The sequence below is a fragment of the Emticicia sp. GW821-FHT11C11 genome, assembly GCF_058808615.1.
Genome location: NZ_JBXARV010000001.1, coordinates 1 through 23,743 on the forward strand (window position 1 = coordinate 1; position 23,743 = coordinate 23,743).

The window sequence follows — 23,743 nt, forward strand, 5'->3', positions numbered from 1 at the left end:
CCAGAGACGAGCTATACCCACACACGGCCATTGGCAGACGGCTTTGCAGGGTGTTACTATATAACAGCGGTGAACAGCCTGAACATAGAGAGCGGAGCGAGCAACAAGATCTGCAAGGACAACTGTGCAACGGTAGAACTACCGAATGTATTCACGCCGAATGGAGACGGGAAGAATGACACGTTCAGTCCGATGACGTGTACAGCGTTCATACAACAGATAGACATAGAAGTCTACAACCGGTATGGCTTAAAGATATATGAGAGCAGCCAGAGCAATGTATTGAGTTGGGATGGGAAGAGCAGTAGTGGGATTGAGTTACCCTCTGGGACGTATTATTATCTGGCCCGGGTATCGTTGATGCGGTTGGATAAGAAAGACGAGACACCTATTACGATGAAGGGATGGATTGAACTCATCAGATAATAAATTATATTGTATAGATTTTTCATTAATACTAACATTTCAAAGCATAGAAATGTTAGTATTTTTGTTTCATAGTCTGTCTGTATTATTATGGAAATGCATCTTTACCCCGTTTGCCCAGAACTCCGGCCTTATGTAAAGGAAATATGCTCAATGGAAAGCGATTCAGGCACTGCGCTCATCCCGCCACTGAGGGTTTTGCCCGATGCCTGTGTGGAATTGTTTGTCAATTTCAGCGATAATCCGGATACCCTGTCGACTGTTACAGGCAAAAAAATATTTGAAAACAGCCGGAGCTTTGTTGTGTCGCGCATGAGCAATTTCATGGATGTTCAGATGAAAAACAAAACCGGATTCATATCTATCTGCTTTTATCCGTCTACGGCCTGTCTGTTCTTTCATTTACCCATGACCGAGATAGTAGATAGCCTGACAGATCTGCATCATTTGTGGGGTTCGCTGGCAGGGGAAATAGAAGAAGAAGTAGACAATGCCCATACGAATGAGCAAAAGGTGGATATCATTCAAAAGTATCTGCTTCATCAGCTGAATAGTACCAGGCATGATGCAACGCTGCAATACTGCATGCATCAAATCGGTCGGGGAGGGGCTCATCTTACCGTAAAGACGCTGGCCGATAAAGCGGGTTTGAGCCAGAGACAACTGAGTCGTAAATTCAATCACAGTCTTGGGCTTTCTACCAAAGAATACATCAATATTAATCGTTTTATCAATTCTCTGACTAATCTGAAAAAGCATCCTGACTGCACCCTTACGGATATCGCCTATGCAAGCGGATACTACGACCAGGCACATTTTATTCATGACTACAAAACTTTTGCGGGGCTTACCCCTAAAGCAGTTTTGCATCAAAACAATATTATCTGCTGATTGTCCAAGTGTCCGTTTTATACAATTTCCTTATCTGTCCGGCGCTTAGTTTTGCAGAAAAAACAAATGATATGAGAAAAGTTATTTTAGGTCTGGCTGTTAGCCTGGATAGTTTCATTGAAGGCCCCAATGGAGAATATGACTGGTGCTTTACGGATCAGGATTACGGACTGAACGAGTTCTATCAAAGAATAGATGCCGTGTTCGTCGGCAGAAAAAGTTATGAAATGTCATTCGGGCTTGAAAACAATGACTTCGGGTTTCCGAAAATGAAAGAGTATGTCTTTTCCAATACGCTAAAAGAAGTAAAAGAAGGTACAACTCTGGTTTCGGGAGACATTAAATCAACAGTAGATAAAATAAAGCAGGAAGAAGGAAAGGATATCTGGCTTTTCGGCGGCGGCAGCCTGACCGCTTCTCTGATGAATCTGGGTCTGGTTGATGAATTGTGGTTGTCAGTTCATCCAATCTTGTTAGGAGAAGGAAAGCCATTGTTTCAGGGTATTAAAGCCCGGGTACACCTTCAATTAACGGAAACAAAAACGTATGAAACCGGATTAGTATCATTGAAATATACCATAGCCTGAAATTCTATAAGTTGATAGGGTTGGTAGAGTAAATGTTGTAACTTTGTTCCGGTTTACAACAGTGCAATGATAAGAAACAGAATCAAGCGAGGGCTCAGGGTATCTCGGTACATCATATATAAAGAAACTCTAGTTGATTTCAGAGAGCATTTTTGGTCGTTTCTGGGTGCATTTATCGGCATAGGCCTGATAGCGTTCTTTCAGAGCAAAATTCTGACCGATTTCGAAAATATATTTCTGATTGGCTCTTTCGGAGCATCGAGCGTATTAATCTATGGCGCTATCCAGAGTCCTTTGGCTCAGCCCCGCAACCTTATCGGTGGGCATGTAATTTCGGCTTTTATCGGGGTTTCAGTCTATCGTATTATTCCCGATGTGCTCTGGCTTTCAGCTCCTCTCGCGGTATCGCTTTCTATAGTAGTCATGCAGATTACCAAAACACTACACCCTCCGGGCGGAGCAACGGCACTGATAGCCGTAGCGGGCTCTGAGAAAATCAAGGCATTAGGTTTTCTGTATGTCATTTCTCCTGTGCTTTCAGGCGCATTGATACTACTGGTAGTAGCGCTTATTTTCAACAATATCACTTCGCATAGAAGATACCCCACAAACCGGTATTTCACCCGATATCTTATCAGGACTCTCCGCAAAGCTAACAGAAAAGTAAAAGAAATAGTCTGAACGGTAGCCCTTCCTTAAAACAGACAGGTATTATCTGCAAAACGGTTTCCGCTTTTGGCAGACACCTATTTTATTGGCTGTATAAAAATCCTGAATCTTTTTTTTTAATTATCTTAGGGGAAATATCAATCGTGCTTGTCTATTAGTAAAACACACCTTATTGAATGGAAACAACTGTTAATCAATCGCTCGGAGGTAAACGGGCTTCATCATCCATACAAACCATTCTATTGGGTATCCCGCTATATGTTTATGTAAGTGTAATTGCCTCTAAACTGGTTATTCTGGGTATTCTGTGGGATATCGCCTGGCACATGAGCATTGGTCGCGACGGGCTCTTCTCAGCTCCACATGTAGTAATATATGTTGGTGCCGCTACAGCCGGAATTTTTTCGGGCTTTCAGGTATTGAAAACCTCTTTTTGGGGTAGTAGCCTCGAAAAAGGTAAAATGGTTAACTTCTGGCATATTTTTTATAGCTCATTAGGAGGGCTTTTCTGTATCTGGGGAGGCATTGCGGCCATTACTTCTGCCCCTTTTGATGATTGGTGGCACAATACCTATGGGCTCGACGTTGAGATTTTCTCACCCCCGCATACAGTTCTTTTACTGGGCTTAATGAGCGTGCAGGTAGGGGCTATGGTTTCTGTACTGGCCTTTTTAAACAGGAAAGAAACATTTGGGTATTTGTCAGCCCGCCAGAGCAGGCAACGTAATAAACGTTTGCAATGGATGTTCGTTTTTACAGCAGGGTTTCTGATTACCACTTTGTTTACTGCCCTCTCTGAATTTCTCGACCGTTGGCAATTGCACAATGTCTCGTATTATCAGATTGCATCTGTAGCATTCCCCTGCTTTTTGTTGGCAACGGCACGTGGGTCGGGCATGAAATGGGGAGCCACTTACATTGCTCTTACTTTTATGGTATTTTTCTGGGCGGTCAATGCCATTTTACGCCTACTACCAGCCGAACCCTTGTTGGGGCCAGTTCATAATAGAATCACTACTTACCAGACACTCGGTTTCCCGATATTACTGGTTTTTCCGGCTTTGGGTATCGATTGGTTGCGAGCGAAGTTTCAATCTTTAAATGACTGGTGGCTTGCGCTAATGCTGGGTGTGGCTTATCTGTTTATTTTATTGGCAGTGAGTTATCCTTTTGGCAATTTTATCCTTGAGTCACCTATGGCACGTAGCTGGTTCTGGGGTAGTAGTTCCTGGTCATTTCAGAATAGTCCTGATTGGGAGTTCCGCTATAAATTTACCGACTGGAGTACTACCCGGGGTTTTGGTAACTGGGCCGAAGGCCTGGGCATCGCGCTATTAATCAGTCTTCTTTCTACCCGCATCGGGTTATCATGGGGTAAATGGATGCAAAAAGTGCAACGCTGATGGCATAAAGGTTAATTGACATTATTAATGAAAAAGCAAATGACATTCAAAACAAAGATAATAACGTTTATTCTGGCGAATATCTGTTTCATAACACAGGTAAATGCGCATATCGGAAGCGCTGGGGTAGTGCAGGAAGGCAAAGCCGGAAATTACCAGATACAGGTATATGTAGAACCTCCGGATGTAATTCCGGGAGTGGCGAAAGTATCGGTGTCGGTAGACGGTACAGATATTGAAAGTGTAAAATTGAGCCCGATTTATTACTGGACTGGCGACGAGGGGTCACCCAAAGAAGATGAGGCGCTTCCTGTAGTTGGTGAAACCGGCAGATATGAAGGAAATATATGGCTGATGGAGATTGGAGCAGCCAGCGTAAAAGTACGGATATCCGGCAAACGGGGCACAGGTGAGGCATTAATACCTATTGCCGCATTGGCCACGGCCAAGCGCGATTTGCCTGAGTCATTAGGATGGATTTTAGCTGGGTTGGCAGTACTTCTGATAGGTATCATGACTACTATTGTAGGTGCCAGCAACAGTGATAGTCTGGTAAAACCCGGTGAAGAAGTAGGGAAAAATTTGAGACGCCGAAGGGTGGTGGGTTCTACCATCGGTTTGAGTTTTTGCGGACTTCTGCTGTTTGTGGGCAATACATGGTGGACATCAATATCAAAAGAATACAGAGAAAACTACATGTATAAGCCTTATACGGCTACATCAGGCATAAAAATAGAAAATGCCCAACGGGTATTGAGTTTCAAGATTGACTCTAACTCAGTTCAGGGACGTTGGACCAGCTTCCTGATTCCTGATCATGGTAAACTGATGCACCTCTTTCTGGTAAGGCAGGGTACGCTGGATGGTTTTGCACACCTGCATCCGAGCAGAAAAGATACGCTTACTTTCGAGGCGCCACTACCTAATCTCCCGGCCGGTAAATACCTGGTTTATGCCGATATCCTCCGTTTTCATGGTTTACAATATACCATTGCCGATACAGTGGATATTCCGGCACTGAAAATTTCTCAGGAAAGTTCTGAGAAACAAACCGGAGATTCTGATGATACCTATGTGGTCAACAATCCTATTAATGTAAAAGCATCTGCCGGGTCTGATGCCGGTATCAGTATATGTGGTTCGCCCGGAGTGAAAACACCCTTACAGGATGGGTCAAGCATTGTGTGGGAAGAGAAACCCAATCAGGTACTCAGGGCAGGGCAGTTAAATACACTGAAGTTTTCTGTGATGAGTCCGGACGGTAAATCGGCAGAGCTACAAACCTATCTCGGTATGATGGGTCACGCAATGGTGTTAAAAGATGACGGCTCAGTGTATATACACTTGCATCCTAACGGTACTTTTTCGGCCACCTCTCAGCAAGTGATGGAAAAACGCGTGAGCGAAAGCACTAATCCTGGTTACCGTTTGGCTGGTGCAAAGCAATTCAGAGATAGTGTCGACAACGTTTTATTTAACTTACAGACATTACCTGAAGCCCAGAGAGACAAGCTGCTAATGGGAGGAATGACCCATGAAGTAAACGGCCATCATGGCGGGAGCGTCCATTTCCCTTACGTATTTCCGACTCCGGGTAATTACCGCATCTGGTTGCAGGTTAAAAGAAACGGGAAGATTCTGACAGGTGCTTTTGATGCAAAAGTGATATAAGATCAGATAGGCATATCTTTATCTGTTACGATTGTGCAGATTGATGACTGTTCCGGAAATTGGATGGAGACATGCCTATCGTTTTACTGAATAGCCGCATAAAGTACTTATAGTCGTCATACCCTAATTGAAAGGCAATTTCTTTAATGCTTTTGCTGGTATATAGCAGCAGGCGCTGCGCTTCACGAATAACTTCCTGTTGTATAAAATAAGTTGACGGAAACCCGGTTATTGCCTTTACGGTATCATTCAGGTAACTGACAGTGATGTTCATTCTGGAGGCAAAGTCGGCAGGTCTTTTAAGTGTAAGAAAGTGTTTTTTTACTAATTGGTTAAAGGTTTTTACAATTTCAATACTTCTGGACGAGTGCTCTTGTATCCGGGTATCTTCCTGTAGCTGGAAAATATCGACCACTTTATAGAAGAAAGAGTTCAACAGTGTCTGTATAAGTTGGTGATGAAAAGTAGTTGATTTCTTTTCTTTCAAAGATGAAAAGAGCAGTTCGAAGATATTGGCAAACCATTTTTTTTCAATAGCATCTAATTGCAGAAGGGCAACTTTAGTAAATGATTGTTCGATAATGGTGCGGGCATTTTCATCTATAAATTTGGGGTCAAATGCAATAAGCCATCCTGCCTGAATATCCCCCAGGCCAGGTTGATGAACCTGTCCGGGCGATGAAACTAAAAGAGAGGGAGCAATAATGTCTATATTCTGGAAGTCGATATTAAAGTTCAATTGCCCTTCTTCAAGAAAAAAGCAGGTATAATGATCATGGCGATGCGGAACGGCAATTTCTTCTTCCAGATGTTCCCATGGAGGAATCTCCGTCATCTGAAAAACCTCTACTCCTATATGCCTTTCAGGTAAGTGCAATATATGTATGTTCTCTTTCGGCATGCTTCTCTGTTTATGACCAAAATCCGTAGGCATATATTTTAGCACGTACTTCCGGTATAGCTTTCAGTTTTTTCCGCAGTCCGGTTACCATTGGTATATACCCTGCAATATAAATAGAAGTATAGTTACTTAAATCTTTTGACAGATACCATTTTTCCAGTACGTCAATCATATCACCGGCTGGATTAGCTATGAATTCAAAATCGGGGTTATCGACCGAAAGAGAAGCAGGGATTTGGTAATTGTCATGTAAGACTACCGCTGCATCTATCGGATAATCTTCTCGGTCGGTTAATTGTTTCAGACCTAAACAATGACCTAATGCACTGCCGTCTGCCAAACACAGAATTTTCCCTTCAGATACTGGTAACTGTGCTGCATGGGCAACGCCCAATAAAACATCGTCGCCTACTTGCAGGCTTTGAGCCCAGCGGCTCCCGGCACCGTTATGACCGGCTTCTACATATAGTGTACATACTTTCGTCTCAGCGTTCCACAGCGCAGGTGTATAATCTCTGTACTGAAGGTTATCTACTTTACACTTTACCCGTTTGATAGTATTCCATTTATTGAAGTCAGTTGTAGGGAGGTGTATGTCTATTTCATAGATTGTTGCCGGATTCCATGCCCTAACTGCTACCACCGGTGACGGACTCAACAGTTGATCCATCAGATTTGATACTGCTTTTACCAGAATATTTGCCATTTTATTTCATTTATTAGGCAAAGGTACTGCAGCTGGAAATGGCTTTTGTCCGACAAACAGCTTAGATAGGTGGACAAATGCCATATATTTTAAGGAGCTTCGATCCTATTGTTTTTTGATTCTTTCAATAGCCTGTGCTAAAAGGGTATTAAACTGATCGGGGCTTTCAATCATGGGGTAATGCCCTGTTTTGCCTACATCAAATAAGTGTACGTCAATACCACCTTTCCTGAACGACAGCGTATCAGTAGAATTCATAGAGCTATTAATCAGATATAGAGTCTTAGGCCATTTTTTCAATTGGGCATCAACCGGATAATGCATATTTTTTTCAAGGCTATTTATAGCTATGACGGAATCTGACTGAATAATATCACCTGATACCCTTTTTCTAATCAGGCTGTCAGTAGAGGGCGCAAACAATGTCTGGTTAACAAAACCCGATACCACTTCTTTGTAATGGGCTCTTGCCATTCTGAAAAACTCGTCCGTTTCCTTTTTAGATTCAGGCGTTTCAGTCCAACCATAGGCATTAAAATTATCAATACCTACAATGCCAATCACGGTGTTTGGATTAGTGAGCGCAGTCTCCAGAACAATTGCACCGCTCATAGAATGCCCAATCAGAATCACCTGCTTCAACTGTAAGGTATTGATAACAGCCGAAATATCTTTGGCGTAGTTTTCTACTGTCCAGTTCTGGCGGTTTCTGCCTGATTCACCAAAACCGGGCAAATCGAGTGTAACAATCCTGTATTGCTTTTCAAAGGCAGCCAGCTGATTGTCCCAGTAACTCCGGTTTATACCCCAGCCATGTACAAATAGCAATGTAGTGTCTCCTTTCTGTGTGTCGTTGTAAGCAATTTTAACTCCCTCGTTTTCAACAAGGGGTTTGGAGTCTGTTTCAGAACGGGTAGCGTTATTGCAGGACAACTGCAAAATTACTAACAGAAAGATGAGTGCTTTTAGATACATGGTTTATCGTTTCAAAAGATATAGAATGTAAAGATAGGCGTAGATAACAAAAGAGGGCATGGTTACATGCCCTCTTTATGTATTTATTCAGTTATATCCAGCCTCCTGCGCGATACTCTCTTTTTACAAAAGCATTGGCTTCATCGAAATTGGTAATTTTCATGTTTGTGCCATCCCAAAGTAATTTCTTGCGACCTATAAACTTGTTGTTCGAATCACGGAGTAAAAATGAACGTACGGCCAGATTGCCCATCAGCACAGTTTCAGTAAGCGGGCCTGACTCGGCAAAAGCGGAGCTCGTATAAGCGCCGTACCCTGTTTTACAGGCTTTCACCCATTGTTGCTGATGCCCTTCAGTGTCGCCTTCTACCAACGCACGTTTCGGAGCCGGAATTTTTGCATTCAGGAATTTAGACTCCGGGAAAAACTTAGGATTATTACCGAACAACTCAGTTGCCAGTATACCTTTACTTCCTATGAACAGAATACCGCCATCTATGCTCGTAAATACTTTGTCGTAATCGCAGCCTTCGGGTAGTTCAGGGCGGATGCCACCATCATACCACGAAAGACCAATCTCTTTATGTAGTTTTCCGGTTGGATTCGGAAATTTCAGGTGAATCGCTGCCGAAGGTGGGCAAACATCATCATAGAAAGCCTCTTTGAAGAAATCGGCATATACCTGACCTACCGAACACTCCACCGAAGTCGGGTAGCCCAGTTTCAACGCACGGAAAGGCACATCTATAAAATGGCAGCCCATGTCTCCCAAAGCACCGGTACCGAAGTCCCAGTACCCACGCCAGCGGAATGGCATGTAGGCTTCGTGGTAATCACGCATCGGGGCAGTACCCAGCCACAGGTTCCAGTCTACTTCGCCAGGCACCGGCTGTTTTTCACCTTTATCTTTAGGCGATTGTACACCCTGCGGCCATACCGGGCGGTTAGTCCATACCTCAACCTTATGTACTTCACCAATCATTCCGCTTTGTATAATAGTTTCGGTAATACGCGTGCCTTTCCCACTACTGCCCTGGTTGCCCATTTGTGTCACCAGTTTGTATTTTTTAGCGGCTTCGGTCAGTTGTCTGGCTTCCCAGATATCATGTGTCAGTGGTTTTTCTACATATACATGCTTGCCCAGTTGCATGGCTGTCATAGCTATGGGATAGTGCATGTGGTCGGGGGTGGTTACAATTACCGCATCAATATTTTTGGCTTCTTTTTCAAGCATCTGGCGGTAATCGCGATAGTAGGGGGCTTTCGGGAATTGTGCACGGAATTTTTGAGACATGCGGTCGTCAACATCACAGAGCGCCACCATATTGTCGGAGCCATTGTTATAAGCGAATCTGATGTTCACATCGGCCTTGCCACCGCAGCCTACTGCGGCAATGTTGAGTTTATCGCTGGGGGCAACAAAGCCTTTGCCCAGCACATGGCGCGGCACAATCATGAAGCCTGCCGATGCTAATGCTGTACTTTTAATAAAACTGCGTCTGGTAGCGTTGCTCAGTTTTTTTTCAGAGTTTTTCATAGGTAAAAGGAGTTTGAAAGATGTTATCTTGTTATACGCTTGAATAGAGGAAATTTCTGCTGAAAAATACAAAATTATATTGAAGAATAATGTAATGTGGCGCGAACTTTCAGTTCGCAGCAATAAATAAACAAGAAGATAAGAATGCCTTATACGACAAAAGCCCGGTAGATACCTACCGGGCTTTGTTTATGACTGTGCAAGTAAATTATTTTACTTCTACTTCTGCACCAGCTTCTTCTAGAGATTTTTTCAAACCTTCAGCTTCGTCTTTAGCAACACCTTCTTTCAATGGTTTCGGAGCAGAGTCAACTAAATCTTTAGCTTCTTTCAAGCCAAGGCCAGTAAGGTCTTTAACTAATTTCACAACTTGAAGTTTGTTAGGACCAGCAGCTTTCAAGATTACGTCGAAAGATGTTTTTTCTACCGGAGCTTCAGCAGCTTCGCCACCACCAGCACCACCGGCTACTACTACAGGAGCAGCAGCTGCAGGCTCGATGCCATACTCATCTTTCAATATTTGTGCTAATTCGTTTACTTCTTTTACAGTCAAATTTACTAATTGTTCTGCAAATGCTTTCAAATCTGCCATTTTTGTATAGAATTTAAAAGTTAATACTTGTTTTTGATAAATAATTTTAATGAATAATCAGTCGATATGACTGTTGGGTGTTTACCATGTTTAACCAGGTAAACGGATTATGCTGCTTCTTTCTCCGACAAAGTCTTGAGAATGCCAGCCAATTTGTTGCCACCGCTTTGCAAGCCAGAGATAACATTTTTGGCAGGTGACTGCAACAAACCGATAACTTCGCCAATCAATTCCTGCTTCGACTTCAGGTTCAACAACGTATCTAGTTGGTCGTGACCTATAAACAAAGCTGAATCAACCGAAGCACCTTTTAATTTGATGCTTTCTTTATTCGCTTTAAGGAAATCCTTAATCAATTTAGCAGCTATTTTGCCCGACTCTTCGTGGAACATCACACCTGAAAAACCTTTAAGAACAGTTCCGTCAAATGGCGTATAATCGGTATCCAATCTTTCCAGAGCTTTGCTGATCAATGTATTTTTCACTACACGATACTCAATACCACGCTCGAAACACAAACGACGTAATTCATTGGTTTTAGCAACGTTCAATCCGCTTGCATCGGTGATATAGAAATAGGGCGTAGCTGCAAATTTCTCTGCAAGCTCTTCAATTATTGCTCCTTTTTCTTCTTTTGTCATGATTACAATCCATTAATGGTTGTTTTGTCGATTAGAATACCAGGTCCCATTGTGCTGGCAAGTGCTATGCTTTTCACATAAGTACCTTTAGCTGAAGATGGTTTCAATTTCAACAAAGTTTGAATCAATTCTGTAGCATTTTCTGCTAATTTCTCAGGTGAGAAAGAAACCTTACCGATGGAAGCGTGAATGATACCGGTTTTATCAACTTTGAAGTCAATTTTACCTGCTTTCACTTCTTTTACAGCTGTTGCTACGTCGAGCGTTACAGTACCAGACTTAGGGTTTGGCATTAATCCGCGGGGTCCGAGAATCTTACCTAACTTACCAAGTTTAGCCATAACAGTTGGCATCGTGATGATTACGTCGATGTCTGTCCAGCCTTGTTCGATTTTCTGAATGTATTCGTCCAAGCCTACATAGTCAGCGCCTGCAGCTTTTGCATCAGCTTCTTTGTCAGGTGTACATAATACTAAAACACGAACAGTTTTACCGGTTCCGTGTGGTAATGCAACCACACCACGTACCATTTGGTCAGCCTTACGAGGGTCAACACCTAAACGAACGTGAACATCTACAGAAGAGTCGAATTTAGTGTATGCAATTTGCTTCAGAACATCAGCTGCCTCTTGTAGAGAATAAGCCTTTGAAGCATCATACTTCGACATGGCTTCCTTTCTTTTTTTGGTCAATTTTGCCATTGCTTTTTGTTTGGTTATAGCGTTATGCCGTGCATAACTCCCATGAATAATAATGAATGATCAGAAATCACTCGTTGTCTTTAAAACGGTGCGTTGCCTGTGATAGTAATACCCATGTTGCGGGCAGTACCGGCAATCATCTTCATTGCTGATTCTACAGTAAAGCAATTCAGGTCTGGCATTTTGGTTTCGGCAATAGTTTTTACCTGATCCCAAGTAACCGAGCCCACTTTTTTACGGTTGGGTTGGTCTGAACCTGTTTTTAGCTTCGTTGCTTCTAACAGCATGATAGCAGCGGGCGGAGTTTTGATGGCAAACTCAAACGATTTGTCGGTAAAGTAAGTAATTACCACCGGCAACACCATACCCATTTTATCTTGAGTACGGGCGTTGAATTGTTTACAAAATTCCATGATGTTCAAGCCTTTAGAACCCAACGCCGGACCAATCGGTGGTGAAGGGTTAGCCTGACCGCCTTTTACCTGAAGTTTCACATATCCTGCGATGTCTTTCGCCATTGTCTTTCAGATTTTAAGGAATTTTACAAAAAGATTTGTTTGAGTCTTGAAGAAGGGCTCACATTCCTGCCTCATTATCAATCATTTCCGTTGATTTGGTTCAGAAATTTCGCCTGTTACCAGGGGAAGCGACATCTCCCGGAAGAGACATCAAGATAAAGACTGATTTCTGCCGTTTCGAAAAGTATTTACACACCTCTAGAAAATCGGACTGCAAAAGTAGAAGTTTTAGATTTGTTTTGCAAAAAAAGCTCAAAGTATTTTCTAAAAATCTTACAAATGATAAATCCGGCAACTTTAGCCGGAAGAAACTGATAATAAATTCATTACACTGGCAGGAAGAAGAAAAGAGTATACCATATATTAGTGTAAAAATGCTATGAATAGAAGGCTTACTGTACTATTTGATAAGATTTAACATTGGCTTAACATATCTAGCGATTTTTTAATCATAAATTTGCACCGCACTAATTAAAAACGCCTTTATGAGTTCTGCTCACCGTGTTTTAGTAGTTGACGACGAAGCTGATATAGTGGAGTTGTTAAGCTACAACCTTGAAAAAGAGGGGTATAAGGTCGCTACTGCCCCCGATGGAAAAAAAGCAATCGAAGTCGCAAGAGAGTTTCTACCTGAATTAGTTATCCTTGACATCATGATGCCGCATCTGGATGGCATAGAAGTAGGCAGAACCCTGCGAAGTACTCCTGAAATGAAAAATACCTATATTCTGTATCTGACTGCCCGTTCGGAAGAGTATTCTGAAATTGCAGCCTTTGAAGTAGGTGCCGACGACTACATCAACAAGCCCATTAAGCCCCGGGCTCTCATGAGCCGTATCAATGCGTTCTTCCGCCGAGAAGCCCAAAAGACCGATACCAGTGATTCGCTGGAGGTAGCCGGGTTAAACATTAATCGCCAGAATTATACCGTTACCAAACCAGACGGAACCACCATAGTACTCCCTAAAAAGGAATTTGAATTACTTTTCTTCTTAGCTCAATATCCCAACAAAGTATTTAGCCGTGATGAAATTCTTCAGAAAATCTGGGGGGTTGATATCTTCGTTGTAGAGCGTACGATTGATGTACACATACGTAAGGTTAGAGAAAAAGTTGGTGAAAACTACATCAAAACGCTAAAAGGTGTAGGGTATATGTTTACAGATGAATAATAAATCTGTAAGTTTATGAAATAATTATCAGTTAATTTTGTCGTAGTGTTTCATGCACTGATAATTATTTGTATTTAATCTCTCAAGTAAGCATGTCGTTCAGCCCCCGAATTATTGCGTTTTTTCTCGCCGTACTCATTACGACTGTCTCTATAGTATTTCTGAGTTTTGTACCTAATGTAAGCGCTGCCATGCTGTTTGTGGTTGGTGTATCTTCTTTTTTTGCTTCTTTCTTTTTTGTCTTTTATACCATTGATATTCTGGTGTTCAGAGAGGTAGAGCAGATATACAAAAGTATTCAGAAACTGAAAATCCGTGATTTTGATATTTCACGTAAGTCGCTCATTAAAAGTGTGAACCCCATCAAGATGCTCAACTCTGAGATTTCGACCTACGTGAGCCGTAAGCAGCAGGAGATTGACGAATTGAAAAAGATGGAGCAGTTCCGGCGTGAGTTTGTGGCCGATGTGTCGCATGAACTCAAAACTCCCATTTTTGCAGCACAGGGGTTTATACATACACTTATTGACGGGGCAAAAGAAGATCCGGTTATTTTAGACCGATTTCTGAATAAAGCCGCCAAAAGTCTGGATGGACTCGATGCCCTGGTAAGAGATCTGGTTACACTGTCTCAGGTTGAAAAGGGAGATTTAAAAATGCACTTCGAAAAGATAGAACTAAAGCACATAACCGAAGAAATATTTGAACAACTGGAGTCTAAAGCCGGCACAAGGGGAGTAACCTTGAAAGTAAAACCCAAAGATTTACAAGCAGCGTGGGTGATAGCAGATAAACAGCGTATATCGCAGGTGCTGACCAATCTTGTCGACAACGCCATTAAGTATGGTAAGGAAAACGGGAAAATAATAGTAGAAATAGAAGAAGAGAAAAAGTACTTTCAGGTCTCTATTGAAGACGATGGCCCCGGTATTGCTCCTGAGCATCTGTCTCGTATTTTTGAGCGTTTCTACCGCATTGACAAAAGCCGTTCACGCGAAACCGGCGGTACCGGTCTGGGTCTTGCCATTGTGAAGCACATTTTAAATGCACACCATTCTAAAATAACGGTTACCAGCAAAATAGATAAAGGTACCAGATTTTCTTTCAGGCTACCTGTTGTAAGCTAAGCGCTCTCTCATACACGATTCATTCGTCGTCATGCAAATATTAGGCATGTTTTCATAATAAAAACTTACCTTTGCATAAAAATTTACTATCGCGCTTGCAGTATGGATTACGAGTTTGAATTTCAGGAACCCCCCAAGGTAAAGACTACTCCCAAAAATGTTGTTTTTGAAGACCTGATTATCTTCGAAAACAACGATTATATTGTTATCAATAAACCCCCCTTTCTGGCCAGTCTTGATGAACGTACTCAGGACAAACATCAAAGTATTCTGCGTTTAGCTAAGGCATATTCAGATGATGCCCAACTGTGTCATCGTTTAGATAAAGAGACATCGGGTGTACTGGCTATTGCCAAAAATCCGGCGGCGTATAGAAACCTGGCCATGCAGTTTGAAAGCCGCGAGGTAACCAAGCGCTACCATGCAGTGGTAAATGGTGTACATGATTTCGACAGCATTTCGGTTTTTTTACCCATTGCACAGCTAAAGGATGGTACCGCAGTTAGAATAGATCGTGAGAAAGGCAAGATTGCAGAAACCATCTTCTTCACAATGAAAGCGTACCGCCATCATACGCTGGTAGAGTGTATTCCGGTTACAGGCCGTATGCACCAGATTCGTGTGCACTTACAGTGCCTGAAAGCGCCGATTGTTTGTGACCCTACCTATGGCGGAGACGACATCTTCCTGTCGCAACTCAAAAGCAAGAAATTCAATTTAAAGAAAGGTACAGAAGAATTACCGTTGATGAAACGCGTAGCCCTGCATGCACACTCACTTACTTTCCGTTTATTGAACGGAGAAGTACTGAAGATTGAAGCGCCTTACCCGAAAGATTTTGACGTACTGGTTAAACAGTTAGACAAGTTTACCGCCTGAGTTTATCTGGTGTCCGGCTTACTCAATAGAAGTGCTGACAGCAGTGTTTTTTCTTCGGCCTAAGGTCATTAATATCACGCCAATCAAAACAATAGCTGAGGCAATCAATGAACGGGGAGTGAGTACTTCACCTTTAAAGAGCCATCCCAGAAAAAAAGCTACTACCGGGTTCACATACGCATAGGTGGCCGTTACTTGTGGAGGAGCATTGTTGATCAACCACAAATAAGCGCTGTAACCAATGTAAGAGCCCACTACGATCAGGTAAATCAGTGCCAGCCAGGTTTCCCGAGTCATGCTTTGAAAAGCCTGCAGGTGATTATCTTCAAATACCAGACTCATCACAAAAGAAAAGCATCCGCCGGCTATCATCTGTATGGCAGTAGACTGAATGGGTTTCGGAAGAGACATGTAGGGGGATTTCAATGAACCGTACGCCCAGGCCACCGAACCCGCAAACACCAGTAAGGCAGGAAAAACAGCCACTTCCCGGTTGGCTGTATTAGCCGGATTCATCGGGTCAAGCAGGTAAGCCATTCCGAATAAGCCTATCACAAGTCCGATCAGTCCTATAAGTGTAGGTTTTGTTTTGCTGAAAAGCAGGTAGTCGAGCATGATCATCCAGGCCGGCAAGGTAGCAACTAAAAGCGCAACAAGGCCCGACGGCATGAAACGCAGCGCATAAGCCACTGCACAGTTACCAATGCCACTCAGCATCATACCTACAAAAGCAGCGTTGCGTATCTGTTTCAAATCGGGTATGCCATAGCCTTTCCATAGCGTAAATATAAATAGCAGAACCCCTCCGGTTAGAAATCGTAAGCAGGAAACCATCATGGGTGGAAGCACCTCAATGGCATATTTCATACCTAAAAAAGTAGAACCCCAGACCACGTAGACGAGGCCGAGCGCTATGATAAGCTTGGTTTTATAAGACATGGATATATAATCGTAGAAAGCAAATACCCGTTAATAACAGGCTATAAAAAAACAGAATTTTATAAGCGGCACATAGGGCAGGTACCCTGCATAAGCATATTAATGTCGGTCAGCTTATAACCTTCCGGCAAATTGATTTTCGGAATATGTACGCTTTCAATGCAGGTTGTATTACCACAAGATAAACACTTGAAGTGTACATGGTCATGATGATGCTCGTCGTGCGTGCATTCCGTGGCACGGCAAAGGGCATATTTGGTACCACCTTCGTCGTCCAGCACTTTATGAATAATGCCTTTTTCAACAAAGGTTTTCAGGGTTCTGTAAATCGTTACCCTGTCGAAGCGTTCCCCGAAGAGGTTTTCCAGATCCCCATGCGAAAGCGCATGGCTGTAAGTCTGAAAAGACGCCAGTATATCTTCACGACAGCCCGTATGGCGCAAGTCGTATTCTTTCAGTGTATTTTTTGAGAGATTCATAATTTACAAATAATAAATTGATGAAAGTCGCTTTGACTTGTAGCTTTCAGCACTTTTGAACATATTAACTACAAGGGCTATTCTACCAGCAAATTTACATTATCAAACTGTAATTTAACCAGATTTGCGTAAATTCCTTCTTCTTTTAAAATCAATTCATCATGTGAGCCCGATTCCGCAATCTCCCCGTCTTTCAGTACATAGATAGTATCTACATTGCGGATAGTTGCCAATCGGTGCGCAATAATAATGGTCGTACGGTTTTTCATCAGCTCGTCGAGCGCATCCTGTACCAGTTTTTCAGATTCAGAATCCAGGGCACTGGTGGCTTCGTCAAGAATCAGAATCGAAGGGTCTTTCAGAATAGCCCTTGCAATGGCCACACGCTGCCTTTGTCCACCCGATAATTTTAAGCCTCTTTCACCAACAATGGTCTCGAATTTATCAGGAAACGAAGTAATGAAATCAAAGGCATTGGCTTTTCTGGCTGCTTCGTAAACTTCAGCTTCTGTGGCTCCGGGTTTTCCATAGGCTATGTTTTCATGGATAGACCCGCCAAAAAGCATAACCTCCTGAGGCACGATAGCAATATTGCTTCGTAACTCGGTTACATCCTGCGTTGAAATATCTATGTCATCAATCAATATCTTACCTTTTGTAAGCGGATACAACTTCATGAGCAATTGTACCAGTGTCGACTTGCCAGCTCCGCTTTGTCCAACCAAAGCAATTTTTTCTCCGGCTTTCACATGTATCGACACATCTTTCAGCACTCTTGCATCAGCTCTTGACGGATACTCAAAACCCACATGCTGAAAAGACACATTTCCAGCAGTTTTCTTAAATTCAACGTTATGGGAAACATCTACTTCCGATTTCTCTCCTAAAATCTCCAATACCCTTTCAGATGCCCCGATGGTTTTCTGAATCTGGGCATACATATCACCCAGGCCACCGACCGAACCACCAATGAAACCCGTGTAAATAATAAATGTAAAAAGGTCTTTGAAATCAAGTTCTCCATTCAGCACCAGGTTGCCACCGTACCATACTACTCCTACCACCCCACCAAAGAGCACGAAAATGATAAAAGAAATAAAACCGCCTCTGAAAGTAGCCGCTTTCAGAGCGTAGTCTACTACCTTCTGTATGGAAGTAGTATAACGACCCACTTCCAGGCGTTCGTTGGTAAAAGCTTTCACCACATTAACCGACTGGAGGGTCTCTTCTACTATAATATTTGTCTTAGCCAGTTCGTCCTGTACCTTTTTAGCGTTTTTTCTAATGAATCGGCCAAAAATAATGGCTGCCACCACAAGAAATGGAAACGTGGACAACATGAAGAGAGTCAACTTACCCGATATAAGAGTGATTAACAGCACTCCTCCGACCAGCGTAAATATTTGTCTGAATAATTCGGCCAGTGTCGTAGACAGCACATCCTGTAATTGAGATACGTCTGACGTAATACGGCTCATCAGTTCGCCTACTCGTTTTTTCTCAAAAAAGGTAATAGGTAATGTGATGATCTTCGCATAAAGTTCTTTCCGGAGGTCACGCATGGATTGTTCTGACACCCTCGTAAAAGTATAAACTCTCAGAAAAGAAAAAGCTGCCTGTAGAATCAATAAAACAATGAACAGGAAAGTGACTTCGTTTAAAGTAAAATCAGGTGCAGAATGAAATACGTTCTGTAGTTTATCGCCCAATGCGGTGGTATTTCCGGCAGGGTTCGCAGCAGATAATGAAGTGGTTTTATCGGGTGACACAATCGCTCCGACCATCTGCCCCATCAGAAGCGGGATACTCATGGAAGTGAGCTGCGAAAGTATCAGAAAAATAAAACCAATTACAAATGTCCATTTGTAGGGCAATGTAAATCTGAAAACACTCAAGGCCTTTTTAAAGCCGTCTTTACTTAATTTTTTCTTGTCTTTTTCTGAAGCCTCATCTCCAAAACTTTGCGTTCTCTTTGCCATAATACTTTATCCTCTGATAACACCAGGGACTTTAAAATTAAAAAGGTAATGCGTCGGCAGACTAGTCTTCTGTTTGCCCTTTATACTTCGATTGCTCAAAAATCTCTCGAGCATTGGTGTTTTCCATTAGTTGTACTAACGTAACCGAGGGATTTTCGGTTCGATAGCGACTCACCAGCCGCCACCCCAGCCATTGACCGATACGACCCGGACAATCAGTTCCTATTTCAGTTACAAAAGGTCTTTCACCAATATATTTATCTTTAATTTTGTCGTTGGTTTCAAACAACAACTTGTTATCAAGAAAATGCGCCCACACATATTCCTGATTATGCCAGGCCTTCGCAAGATTAGAATCTGCATAAGCCACTACGAGAGAGTCAGGAATGTTCGGAATAACCGCTCTGGTAAACTCGAAACTCTTACCATAAAATAGCATATCAGCCAGTAAGGTTCGGTCGTTTATGTCAATACGATTATATTTTCTTGACAAAAGCGTAATAACAGTAGGCACGATGTAGGGTTTGTCGTAGCGTTTCAGCATATAATTAGGATGCTGAGGGCGATATTTGGCTTTTGGTCCTATGAATGATTCCAGAGGAATTACAACGAGGCTGTCGGTTACAACCAGTTCGTTATCAAGCCCGGCAAAAGTAGTAATGATTTTAGGCTCTTTAAAGTCGGGATAATGATACTTAATATGCTTAAATGCTATTTCAAATTGTTGTTTCAGTGTATCTAAATTCCCGAATGTCTGCTGTGTTTGTTGATACAACTCATGAATAGCAGGGTGATGAATCAGCATGTCAAGCCTGTCAATCAGCACAGGGTCATTGGCGGGAGTCTGGTAGAATGCTTCAACAAATGCGGGGTGGTTTTCCAGAAAAGCTTTGGTTTCTTCCTTGTTTTTCAGGTTCATCAGTTCTTCTTCCAGTCTTTCGATGTTGACACTTACTTTTATACCCGAAACATCAGCCCCTGATACCTCAGTGGTAGATTCTGAATTCTGGCATGCATAAAAAACGGAAGCAATCAGAAAGAAAAATCCGGTAATACGATATTTCATACGATAAATGAGTAGTTTTTCGAAAAACGCACAAAATTACGCAATTATTTGGCTCTAATCATGTAGATTCGTAATTATAAGTAGTTTTTAATCTATTTACCCCTATATTATGAAAAAGCACATCTTCGGTGTTCTATCCGCCATGGTTGCCTGTATGATAATTTCTGATGTACATGCACAGCAGCCTACCTACAGCAACGAGATACAAGAGAAAATAAAACAGGTAGAACAAAACCTGTTTAGCATTAAGCCTGGCGATAAGCCCGGCGAAAACAAGCAGAAATGGGCGATCAAAGAGCGCATGAGTCAACAGGGTGTATTCGGGCTTAGTATTGCCGTTATTAAAGATTATAAAATAGAATGGGTGAAGGCTTATGGATGGGCAGATTTTGAAACAAAGCGACCTGTAACCGAGCAGACGCTTTTTCAGGCGGCGTCAATCAGTAAATCTTTAAATGCGGTAGGAGTCCTGAAACTGGTACAGGATAAAAAACTGGATATCAACGCTGACATCAATAATTATCTCACCACTTGGAAGTTCCCGTACGATGCCGCATCGAAAGACAAGAAAATAAATATAGAACAACTGCTGAGCCATTCGGCCGGATTAACCATCCACGGATTCCCCGGTTATGAAAGGGGCAAGCCGCTTCCAACAATTACTGATATACTGGATGGCAAGCAACCGGCCAATACCCGGGCAGTCCGGTCACAGTTTGAACCCGGCCTTAAAACGCAATATTCAGGTGGAGGTACAACTATTTCACAATTAATAGTGATGGATATTACCAAAGTACCTTACGCACAATACATGTGGAACAACGTTCTGAAACCCCTGGGCATGAAAAACAGCACCTACGAACAGCCACCATTGAATAAGAAGCCACAGGAATTAGCTACCGGATACCGGGCCAATCAGAAAGAGATTGAAGGTAAATACCATGTATACCCCGAGCAGGCTGCCGCCGGCTTGTGGACCAACCCAACTGATCTGGCGCATTATATTATTGAAACACAGCTTGTCCTGTTGGGTAAATCTAATAAAGTGCTTTCTAAAGAAATGACACAGCTGAGGCTCAAGCCCTATCTGGACAAGAGTGCGGCTCTAGGTGTCTTTATAAGAACCGACAACACCGGTAGTTACTTTGGGCATGGTGGTGCCAATGAGGGTTTCAGGTGCCAGTATTATGGAAGCCTGGAAGGAGGCAACGGAGTAGTAGTAATGGTTAATTCTGATAATGGAGAAATTCTACAAGAGGTTATCAATAGCGTGGCATTGATATATGGATGGTAAGTTTACGGCTATTTTGTATTGTTCAAGCGCTTGAAAATAAAGATTTTAGAAGGGCACATTTCTTTGATTATAATATGAAAAACGGATTGAACAGCCCCCAGTAAGGGTTTTTGCATTGTCACAGAATTAACGGCTTTGACCCTGGAGTATAAAACTTGTTAAAAAACACAGATTACTAATTGGATTTCTTTGATAATATGTATGATTGTGTGTATTTTTGCGGTTCGTTTTTTTAAGGGTTTTACCTTTAACACTCATTTACCTAAAAACACGGGCTAAAATCTAAGTATAAAATAAAAACTAATGGCTTTAATTAACAAAATTCGGGAGCGTTCGGGAATCGCAGTTGCAGTGATTGCAATTGCCCTTATTCTATTTATCGTTGGAGGAGACTTATTCTACGGAAGTGGCGGAAGTGGAGGCCTTTTTGGTGGTAACAGAAATAAAATCGGTGAAATAGCCGGAACTACCATTGATGCGCAAGCATTTCAGGCAAAATTAGATGTAGCTCGTTCTAACTACGAACAGCAGGCAGGTAGAGCATTACAGGAACAAGAAGTACAACAACTCCGCAATCAGGTTTGGGAGGAAATGATTTTTGATATTGCCTACAAGGAAGAATTTGAAAAATTAGGCTTAAAAGTAACTCCTGACGAACTTCGCGAGATGATTCAGGGTACCAAGAACCTTAGTCCGCTGATCAAGCAACAATTTACTGATCCTCAGACCGGACAATACGACCGTAACCGTCATATCGAATTTATCAATGCTGCGGCACAGAATCAATTACCTGCACCGCAAAAATTCGCCTGGGATCAAATCAAAGAACAAGCCATCAAACAACGTTTGTTAGAAAAATACAACGCTTTGCTTAGCTCTTCTTCTTTTGTAACTACTGCCGAAGCAAAGAAAGAGTATGAAGGCCAGGTGAGTAAAGCAGATGCACGCTATTTGTATGTGCCATTCTTCAGTGTAAACGATACTACCATTAAAGTAACGGACAGTCAGCTGTCAGACTACCTAAGCAAACACAAAGGTGAGTATACCGGATACGACAGCCGTTCTTTCGATTACATTGTTTATCAGGTAGCTCCTACCAAAGAAGACAGTGCTTCATTGTATGAAGACATCAAATCTTTTGCTAAAGGATTGGCAGCAGCTAAAGATCCGCAGGATTACGCAACGATCAACTCTGAAATCAGATTGCCGTTTGAGCGTTCAGCCAGCGAATTAAGTCCTGAATTAAAGACAGCCCTGTCAACAGCTATCCCGGGTGCTGTAATCGGGCCGTTTAAAGAAGGAAGCACCTATTCAATTCATAAATATGAAGGTACTACCACTGATACCGCATATACTGTCCGTGCGAGTCATATTTTGATTCGTTCAGATAAAAGCGCTCCTGACTCGGTTAAAGCCCAGGCTCGTAAACAAGTGCAGGATATATTGGATCAGTTGAAAAATGGTGCAGATTTTGCAACTCTGGCTCGTACCAACAGCCAGGACGGTTCGGCTCAGCAAGGTGGAGACCTTGGTTTCTTTAAACAAGGTGCAATGGTAAAACCATTCGACAACGCCGTGTTTGGTTTTAGTGGTACAGGTTTAATTCCGAATGCAGTAGAAACCGATTTCGGCTATCATATCATTAAAGTTACAGAGCCAAAATCAAACGTAAAATATAAAGTTGCCAGTATCAGTCGCGAATTGCAAGCCAGCGAAGCAACGCGTAATGCAATCTATCAGAAAGCAGAAACGCTACGTGCAAGTGTAGATTCGGACAAAGAATTTGAGGAAGCAATTAAGAAAGACCCTAAACTGGTATTACTGAAAGCCGAAAGAGTTTTCCCGGAAGCTACAGCATTTAATACTATTCAAAATGCACGCGAAGTAGTATTATGGTCATTTAATGATGATACCAAAGTAGGCTCGGTTTCAAACAGGGTTTTTGAAATCGGTGATAACTTTATTATAGCCGCCGTTACAGCCAAATCAGATAAAGATAGTCCAAAGGTTGACGACTTCAGAGATGCTTTAACTGCTAAAGTGCGCAACGAAATTAAAGGTGAGCAGATCCTGAAAAAACTAACAGGAGCTACCGGAACATTAGAACAGGTTGCCGCAAAATACGGTGCTGGTGCTATTATCGAAGCCGCTAACGGAATCAGCTTTGCAACAGGCTTATTGACTACACCGGGTGTTGACCCGATCGCTATCGGTAAAATCTTCAGCTTACAGGCTGGCAAACGTTCGAAACCGTTTGTAGGTGAAAACGGAGTGTTTATAGTAGAAACAACCAGAGTTGAAAACGCACCTGCTATTGCCGACTACAGCCAGTATAAAGCTCAGGTATTGCAACGCAGTGGTGGTTTTGGCGCATCATACATGGCAAACCAGGCTATCCGCGACAACGCGAATATCAAAGATAACCGCGCTAAGTTTTTCTGATAAACCAGCGTTTGAAATAAACAAAAGTAGCAACCTGCACGCAGGTTGCTACTTTTGTTTTATAGGTATATTATGGACGAATAGTTGCAGGGGGGCTTCTTCTTTGATACCAGATTAAAAAACAGCAGAGTGAATAATTTTTCAGAGA

General features: G+C 42.3%; 23 protein-coding genes. 11 read left to right on the top strand and 12 right to left on the bottom strand.

The features are described 5' to 3' along the window. The first annotated feature begins 69 nt into the window (after positions 1-69). From AC1RRY_RS00005 to AC1RRY_RS00030, 6 genes are all read left to right on the top strand, one after another. A complete protein-coding gene (locus tag AC1RRY_RS00005; protein ID WP_492819294.1) occupies positions 70-426 on the top strand; it encodes a T9SS type B sorting domain-containing protein in 357 nt (118 codons plus the stop codon). A gap of 96 nt (positions 427-522) precedes the next feature. Then, positions 523-1,317 carry a helix-turn-helix domain-containing protein gene (locus tag AC1RRY_RS00010; protein WP_492856540.1) on the top strand — a complete coding sequence of 265 codons (795 nt, stop codon included), beginning with the start codon at positions 523-525 and terminating at the stop codon, positions 1,315-1,317. A gap of 71 nt (positions 1,318-1,388) precedes the next feature. Further along, entirely contained in the window at positions 1,389-1,904 is a 516-nt protein-coding gene (locus tag AC1RRY_RS00015; protein ID WP_492819247.1) for a dihydrofolate reductase family protein, read from the top strand. Between the two features lie 66 nt (positions 1,905-1,970). Then, positions 1,971-2,585 (top strand): HPP family protein, encoded by a 615-nt coding sequence (locus tag AC1RRY_RS00020; RefSeq protein WP_492819245.1) that lies wholly within the window; start codon positions 1,971-1,973, stop codon positions 2,583-2,585. A 164-nt stretch (positions 2,586-2,749) separates the two neighbouring features. Then, complete coding sequence (locus AC1RRY_RS00025) at positions 2,750-3,976, top strand: hypothetical protein (protein WP_492819243.1); 1,227 nt, start codon at positions 2,750-2,752, stop codon at positions 3,974-3,976. Positions 3,977-4,003: 27 nt separating this feature from the next. After that, positions 4,004-5,647 carry a DUF8832 domain-containing protein gene (locus tag AC1RRY_RS00030; protein ID WP_492819241.1) on the top strand — a complete coding sequence of 548 codons (1,644 nt, stop codon included), beginning with the start codon at positions 4,004-4,006 and terminating at the stop codon, positions 5,645-5,647. Positions 5,648-5,672: 25 nt separating this feature from the next. Here the strand turns inward: AC1RRY_RS00030 and AC1RRY_RS00035 are convergent, their stop codons facing one another. The 8 genes from AC1RRY_RS00035 to rplK all read right to left on the bottom strand — a co-directional run bounded on the left by AC1RRY_RS00035 (position 5,673) and on the right by rplK (position 12,218). Continuing rightward, positions 5,673-6,548, bottom strand: a complete 876-nt coding sequence (locus tag AC1RRY_RS00035; RefSeq protein WP_492819240.1) for an AraC family transcriptional regulator — start codon at positions 6,546-6,548, stop codon at positions 5,673-5,675. Between the two features lie 10 nt (positions 6,549-6,558). Then, positions 6,559-7,254 carry a ferredoxin reductase domain-containing protein gene (locus AC1RRY_RS00040; protein WP_492819238.1) on the bottom strand — a complete coding sequence of 232 codons (696 nt, stop codon included), beginning with the start codon at positions 7,252-7,254 and terminating at the stop codon, positions 6,559-6,561. A gap of 105 nt (positions 7,255-7,359) precedes the next feature. Beyond that, positions 7,360-8,229, bottom strand: coding sequence for an alpha/beta fold hydrolase (locus AC1RRY_RS00045; protein ID WP_492819236.1), 870 nt, complete (start codon positions 8,227-8,229; stop codon positions 7,360-7,362). A 91-nt stretch (positions 8,230-8,320) separates the two neighbouring features. Next, positions 8,321-9,766, bottom strand: coding sequence for a Gfo/Idh/MocA family protein (locus AC1RRY_RS00050; protein WP_492819234.1), 1,446 nt, complete (start codon positions 9,764-9,766; stop codon positions 8,321-8,323). Positions 9,767-9,974: 208 nt separating this feature from the next. Beyond that, positions 9,975-10,358 (bottom strand): 50S ribosomal protein L7/L12, encoded by a 384-nt coding sequence (gene rplL, locus AC1RRY_RS00055; RefSeq protein ID WP_492819232.1) that lies wholly within the window; start codon positions 10,356-10,358, stop codon positions 9,975-9,977. 107 nt (positions 10,359-10,465) lie between these two features. After that, positions 10,466-10,999 (bottom strand): 50S ribosomal protein L10, encoded by a 534-nt coding sequence (gene rplJ / locus AC1RRY_RS00060; RefSeq protein WP_492819230.1) that lies wholly within the window; start codon positions 10,997-10,999, stop codon positions 10,466-10,468. A gap of 2 nt (positions 11,000-11,001) precedes the next feature. Next, a complete protein-coding gene (rplA, locus tag AC1RRY_RS00065; protein ID WP_492819228.1) occupies positions 11,002-11,700 on the bottom strand; it encodes a 50S ribosomal protein L1 in 699 nt (232 codons plus the stop codon). Positions 11,701-11,780: 80 nt separating this feature from the next. Beyond that, a complete protein-coding gene (gene rplK / locus AC1RRY_RS00070) occupies positions 11,781-12,218 on the bottom strand; it encodes a 50S ribosomal protein L11 (protein ID WP_492819226.1) in 438 nt (145 codons plus the stop codon). 485 nt (positions 12,219-12,703) lie between these two features. Here rplK and AC1RRY_RS00075 point away from each other — a divergent pair, with 485 nt between their 5' ends. The 3 genes from AC1RRY_RS00075 to AC1RRY_RS00085 all read left to right on the top strand — a co-directional run bounded on the left by AC1RRY_RS00075 (position 12,704) and on the right by AC1RRY_RS00085 (position 15,396). After that, positions 12,704-13,390, top strand: coding sequence for a response regulator transcription factor (locus AC1RRY_RS00075; RefSeq protein WP_492819224.1), 687 nt, complete (start codon positions 12,704-12,706; stop codon positions 13,388-13,390). A gap of 92 nt (positions 13,391-13,482) precedes the next feature. Further along, a complete protein-coding gene (locus tag AC1RRY_RS00080) occupies positions 13,483-14,517 on the top strand; it encodes a sensor histidine kinase (RefSeq protein ID WP_492819222.1) in 1,035 nt (344 codons plus the stop codon). 102 nt (positions 14,518-14,619) lie between these two features. Then, complete coding sequence (locus AC1RRY_RS00085; protein ID WP_492819220.1) at positions 14,620-15,396, top strand: RluA family pseudouridine synthase; 777 nt, start codon at positions 14,620-14,622, stop codon at positions 15,394-15,396. A gap of 18 nt (positions 15,397-15,414) precedes the next feature. On the opposite strand, the gene AC1RRY_RS00090 is transcribed toward AC1RRY_RS00085, so the two are convergent. The 4 genes from AC1RRY_RS00090 to gldB all read right to left on the bottom strand — a co-directional run bounded on the left by AC1RRY_RS00090 (position 15,415) and on the right by gldB (position 19,859). Then, positions 15,415-16,335: an EamA family transporter gene (locus tag AC1RRY_RS00090; RefSeq protein WP_492819218.1), complete on the bottom strand. Its 921-nt coding sequence runs from the start codon at positions 16,333-16,335 to the stop codon at positions 15,415-15,417. A 59-nt stretch (positions 16,336-16,394) separates the two neighbouring features. Next, complete coding sequence (locus tag AC1RRY_RS00095) at positions 16,395-16,814, bottom strand: Fur family transcriptional regulator (RefSeq protein WP_492819216.1); 420 nt, start codon at positions 16,812-16,814, stop codon at positions 16,395-16,397. Positions 16,815-16,891: 77 nt separating this feature from the next. Continuing rightward, positions 16,892-18,793, bottom strand: a complete 1,902-nt coding sequence (locus tag AC1RRY_RS00100) for an ABC transporter ATP-binding protein (protein ID WP_492819214.1) — start codon at positions 18,791-18,793, stop codon at positions 16,892-16,894. Positions 18,794-18,854: 61 nt separating this feature from the next. After that, on the bottom strand, positions 18,855-19,859 hold the full coding sequence (gldB, locus tag AC1RRY_RS00105) for a gliding motility lipoprotein GldB (RefSeq protein ID WP_492819212.1): 1,005 nt from the start codon (positions 19,857-19,859) through the stop codon (positions 18,855-18,857). Between the two features lie 109 nt (positions 19,860-19,968). Here gldB and AC1RRY_RS00110 point away from each other — a divergent pair, with 109 nt between their 5' ends. Continuing rightward, a complete protein-coding gene (locus AC1RRY_RS00110; protein ID WP_492819210.1) occupies positions 19,969-21,153 on the top strand; it encodes a serine hydrolase domain-containing protein in 1,185 nt (394 codons plus the stop codon). 303 nt (positions 21,154-21,456) lie between these two features. Then, positions 21,457-23,595, top strand: coding sequence for a peptidylprolyl isomerase (locus AC1RRY_RS00115; RefSeq protein WP_492819208.1), 2,139 nt, complete (start codon positions 21,457-21,459; stop codon positions 23,593-23,595). The last annotated feature ends 148 nt before the right edge of the window (positions 23,596-23,743 follow it).